Raw genomic sequence first — 4,491 nt, 5'->3', positions numbered from 1 at the left:
TGCGAAAGCATGGGGCTTTTTTGTGCTTGCTAAGTGGACAACATTGTCGGGAGCAATGTTGCACGTCGCTTGCGACGGCCCCGCAGGGGTGAGTATCAGGATGATACGAATACAAGCCCTGTACTGATGTTCAGGGCTTTTTGCTGTCTGCGATTTATGCAATTATCTTTCATATTCCCCTCTCAGCAAGCCAACCCCCACCATATAAGGTAAACTAACCGGGTTTAAACTCAGGAAAGATACCCAACATGAGCACTTCTCTTAAACCTTTCAATACATTCGGTATTCAGGCTAATGCTTCACGCATTGTCATTGCTGAAACCGTGCAACAATTAAAGGATGCCTGGAGTGAAGCAATGGCAGCAAATATGCCAGTGTTGATTCTGGGCGAGGGGAGTAACGTTCTCTTTCTTGAGGATTATTCCGGCACGGTAATTATCAACCGTATTTCAGGTATAGAAGTGACGGAAGAAAATGATGCGTGGTATCTGCATGTGGGTGCAGGTGAAAACTGGCATCATCTGGTTGAAAATACCTTACAGCAAGGAATGCCCGGGCTTGAAAACCTGGCTTTAATTCCGGGATGTGCTGGATCTTCACCAATTCAAAATATTGGCGCGTATGGTGTTGAGCTTAAAAACGTCTGCCATTACGTTGATTGCGTTGATTTAATCACCGGTGAGATGCATCGCCTGGATAATTCACAGTGCCAGTTTGGCTATCGTGACAGTATTTTTAAGCATGAATATCAGAACCACTATGCAATCATTGCCGTGGGATTACGTTTGCCAAAACAATGGCAGCCAGTATTAAGTTATGGTGACTTAGCCCGTCTCGATGCTGAAAATGTCACCCCTCAGGAAGTATTTGATACAGTTTGCCATATGCGCATGACAAAACTTCCTGATCCACGTGTTAATGGCAATGCGGGGAGCTTTTTCAAGAATCCAGTCGTTGATGCCGAACAGGCTGCTGTACTACTTGCGGCCTTCACTAACATTCCACACTATCCTCAGGCCGATGGGTCAATAAAACTGGCGGCAGGTTGGTTGATCGATCAATGCCAGCTGAAAGGCTACAAGGTAGGTGGTGCGACAGTGCATCAACAACAAGCTTTGGTACTGATAAATGAGAGTGGTGCTTCAAGTCTGGATGTTGTCGATCTTGCACATCATATTCGTCAGTGTGTCGGGGAGAAATTTAATGTGTGGCTGGAACCAGAAGTCCGTTTCATCGGCACATGTGGTGAAGTTAGTGCAGTGGAGACAATTGCATGAAAGATAATACAGTCCCACTCACGCTGATTAGTATCCTGGCCGATGGTGAATTTCACTCTGGTGAGCAACTCGGTGAGCAGCTCGGTATGAGTCGTGCGGCCATAAATAAGCACATTCAAACTCTAAGAGACTGGGGAGTGGATGTTTTTACCGTCCCAGGGAAAGGCTATAGCCTCCCGGACCCTATCCAGTTACTGAATGAAGAGCTGATAAAATCGCAAATTGAAACAGGCTCAGTTGCGGTATTACCTGTCATTGATTCGACTAACCAATATTTACTCGATCGTATTGAATCACTTCAGTCTGGTGATGCATGCATTGCTGAATATCAGCAAGCCGGTCGAGGGCGTCGTGGTCGGCAGTGGTTTTCTCCATTTGGTGCAAATCTTTATCTTTCAATGTTCTGGCGACTCGAACAAGGTCCAGCAGCTGCGGTGGGTCTAAGTCTTGTCATCGGGATTGTGATGGCTGAAGTGTTGCGTGAATTAGGTGCTGAAAATGTCAGAGTTAAGTGGCCAAATGATCTCTATCTCAATGATCGCAAGCTTGCCGGCATTCTTGTTGAGTTAACTGGGAAAACAGGTGATGCGGCACAAATTGTTATCGGCGCAGGTATCAATCTTGCGATGCGCAATGTGGCAACTGACGTGATTAATCAAAGCTGGATTAATCTCCAGGAAGCTGGGATTAATATAGATCGAAATGCATTAGCCATCAGAATAATAAAAGAACTACGTAAGGCATTATATTTATTCGAAGACGAAGGTTTAATACCATTCCTTCCACGTTGGGAATTGCTCGATAATTTTATTAATCGCCAGGTGAGGTTAATTATTGGTGACAAAGAAATTCATGGCATCTCACGAGGAATTAATGAACAAGGCGGCTTGCTGTTAGAACAAGATGGCGTTATTAAACCTTGGGTTGGTGGAGAGATATCACTGCGCGGGATAACTTAATGATAATGGGGGATTAAATCCCCCGTTATCTATTTTCGGAGTCTTACACAGTCCACTTCATGATTTGCACTTTTCGTCATGATTAAGCTGGCACGCTCGCGGGTGGGTAGAATATTTTCTTTTAAATTCAGCCAGTTGATCTCTTTCCAAAGTTGCAGTGCAACATTCACAGCTTCATCTTCTGGAAGTTTCGCGTAACTATGAAAATAAGAGTCCGGATCGGTAAATGCACCCTCACGGAATTTCAGGAACCGAGTGATATACCAATCTTGCAGTAGATCTTCGGGGGCATCGACATATATAGAGAAATCAACAAAATCTGATACAAATACATGATGCGGATCGTGGGGATAATCCATACCACTCTGCAAAACATTTAATCCTTCAAGAATTAAAATATCAGGCTGAGCAACCGTTTTATCACCATCAGGTATGACATCATAAATAAGGTGAGAGTAAACCGGAGCCGTCACATTCGGCACCCCTGATTTAATATCAGAAACAAATTTCACCAAACGATGCATATCATAGGATTGCGGGAATCCTTTTTTCTTCATCAGATTGCGTTCTTTCAACACATTATTCGGATGTAGAAACCCATCAGTAGTAATCAACTCTACGCTGCGATGTTCAGGCCAGCGGCTAAGTAAGGCTTGTAACACGCGAGCAGTTGTACTTTTACCTACAGCGACACTGCCGGCAATACTAATGACGTAGGGAATACGCTGTCCATTAGTGCCCAAAAATTGCTCTAATACAGCCTGCCGGCGCAGGTTTGAACTGATATAAAAATTCAATAGGCGTGAGAGTGGCAGATAAATTTCAGCCACTTCTTCTAACGAGAGATCCTCATTGATACCTTTCAACCGGGCGATTTCACCTTCGGTCAGTGTCATCGGTACTGAGTCGCGCAAGGCTGCCCACTGGTTGCGGTTGAACTGCATATAAGGAGTCGTCAACATTTGCTCTTTATTACTCATAAGCATGCTTCTGCCTGTAATTCAGGACAAAAATGAACGTAGTACGCAGACTGAGAAAAGGGGACTCATCTCAGGTAATCAAAGGCGTGCAACGTATATTACTTTTCACAATGGGCAGGAGGGTAACACCAGATGAGGGATAATAATAAGAAAAAAAGAAAGTGGTGATGCATTGAGAGGACAGCATCACGTTGCAGCTCGGTGTTGATTCGTAATGCACCGTATAAATGCTTAATGAAGAATAAGAGTTTGCGGCTGATAATGCGGGGCTGACATTGCAATCAAGTAATGAAGGTGTCTAAAAGCAGTAGTTAGGGAGTGAAGTCATCCTTCCAAAGTAAATGAAGAGAGATTAGTGCAGTGGCAGAGTATTAAAAGAAGGTGCTTTGTAAGCAAAGCATGTAGTAGAAGAGCACAATAACTCTATTTTGTATAAATCATTACGGTCCTTGATGTACAAAATCAGCCCGAAATGCCGTTTAATTCATCATTTTTACGAGCTATCGCGCAAAATATAAGCGGTAGTGCATTTTCTTTAATTTTTTTGTTGCATCAAGGCGCCGGTCTTCCTAGAATGCGCGCTACTTGATGCCGACTTAGCTCAGTAGGTAGAGCAACTGACTTGTAATCAGTAGGTCACCAGTTCGATTCCGGTAGTCGGCACCATCAAGTGCTTGGTGGGGTTCCCGAGCGGCCAAAGGGAGCAGACTGTAAATCTGCCGTCATCGACTTCGAAGGTTCGAATCCTTCCCCCACCACCATTTTCAGGCCGCGCTATGCGTAGCCCGAGGCGACGAGATCCAACTAGTCGACTCGAATACTGAGGAGCCTCTCCTCAGGTTCTATACAGAATTCAAGCAGGTAGCCGAGTTCCAGAGATGCGGGCATCGTATAATGGCTATTACCTCAGCCTTCCAAGCTGATGATGTGGGTTCGATTCCCACTGCCCGCTCCAGATGTGCTGATATAGCTCAGTTGGTAGAGCGCACCCTTGGTAAGGGTGAGGTCGGCAGTTCGAATCTGCCTATCAGCACCACCTCCTTTATCCTCCCTGTTTCTCTTCTGTTAATGAATTCAACAAATTCAGGCTTTCGCCTGGTTGATGTGGTGATATCACCGATTTATCCGTGTCTTAGAGGGACAATCGATGTCTAAAGAAAAATTTGAACGTACAAAACCGCACGTCAACGTCGGTACTATCGGCCACGTTGACCATGGTAAAACCACTCTGACTGCAGCAATCACTACCGTTCTGGCTAAAACCTACGGTGGTTC

General features: G+C 44.8%; 4 protein-coding genes and 4 tRNA genes. 7 read left to right on the top strand and 1 reads right to left on the bottom strand.

Going from position 1 to position 4,491, the window contains the following annotated elements; all coding sequences use genetic code 11:
• Positions 1–248 precede the first annotated feature (248 nt).
• Together murB and birA are read left to right on the top strand one after the other, a co-directional pair.
• Positions 249–1,277, top strand: a complete 1,029-nt coding sequence (gene murB / locus LVQ76_RS22210; RefSeq protein ID WP_232922466.1) for a UDP-N-acetylmuramate dehydrogenase — start codon at positions 249–251, stop codon at positions 1,275–1,277.
• Entirely contained in the window at positions 1,274–2,236 is a 963-nt protein-coding gene (gene birA, locus LVQ76_RS22205) for a bifunctional biotin--[acetyl-CoA-carboxylase] ligase/biotin operon repressor BirA (RefSeq protein WP_232922465.1), read from the top strand. The genes murB and birA overlap by 4 nt, the downstream gene beginning before the upstream one ends.
• 29 nt (positions 2,237–2,265) lie before the next feature.
• On the opposite strand, the gene coaA is transcribed toward birA, so the two are convergent.
• A complete protein-coding gene (coaA, locus tag LVQ76_RS22200) occupies positions 2,266–3,216 on the bottom strand; it encodes a type I pantothenate kinase (protein WP_064515269.1) in 951 nt (316 codons plus the stop codon).
• A gap of 590 nt (positions 3,217–3,806) precedes the next feature.
• Here coaA and LVQ76_RS22195 point away from each other — a divergent pair.
• The 5 genes from LVQ76_RS22195 to LVQ76_RS22175 all read left to right on the top strand — a co-directional run.
• A tRNA-Thr gene (locus LVQ76_RS22195) sits at positions 3,807–3,882 on the top strand.
• Positions 3,883–3,892: 10 nt separating this feature from the next.
• Positions 3,893–3,977: transfer RNA gene (locus tag LVQ76_RS22190), tRNA-Tyr, on the top strand.
• 119 nt (positions 3,978–4,096) lie between these two features.
• Positions 4,097–4,171 (top strand) — tRNA-Gly (locus LVQ76_RS22185).
• 5 nt (positions 4,172–4,176) lie between these two features.
• A tRNA-Thr gene (locus LVQ76_RS22180) sits at positions 4,177–4,252 on the top strand.
• A gap of 111 nt (positions 4,253–4,363) precedes the next feature.
• Positions 4,364–4,491: GTP-binding protein (locus tag LVQ76_RS22175; protein ID WP_016197641.1), on the top strand; the 128-nt coding region annotated here is incomplete at its 3' end.

It is taken from the genome of Buttiauxella cochleicola (genome assembly GCF_021283185.1).
Classification (GTDB): domain Bacteria; phylum Pseudomonadota; class Gammaproteobacteria; order Enterobacterales; family Enterobacteriaceae; genus Buttiauxella; species Buttiauxella massiliensis.
Note: the sequence above shows the minus strand (reverse complement) of the source record. Positions and strands in the feature narration are given on the sequence as shown.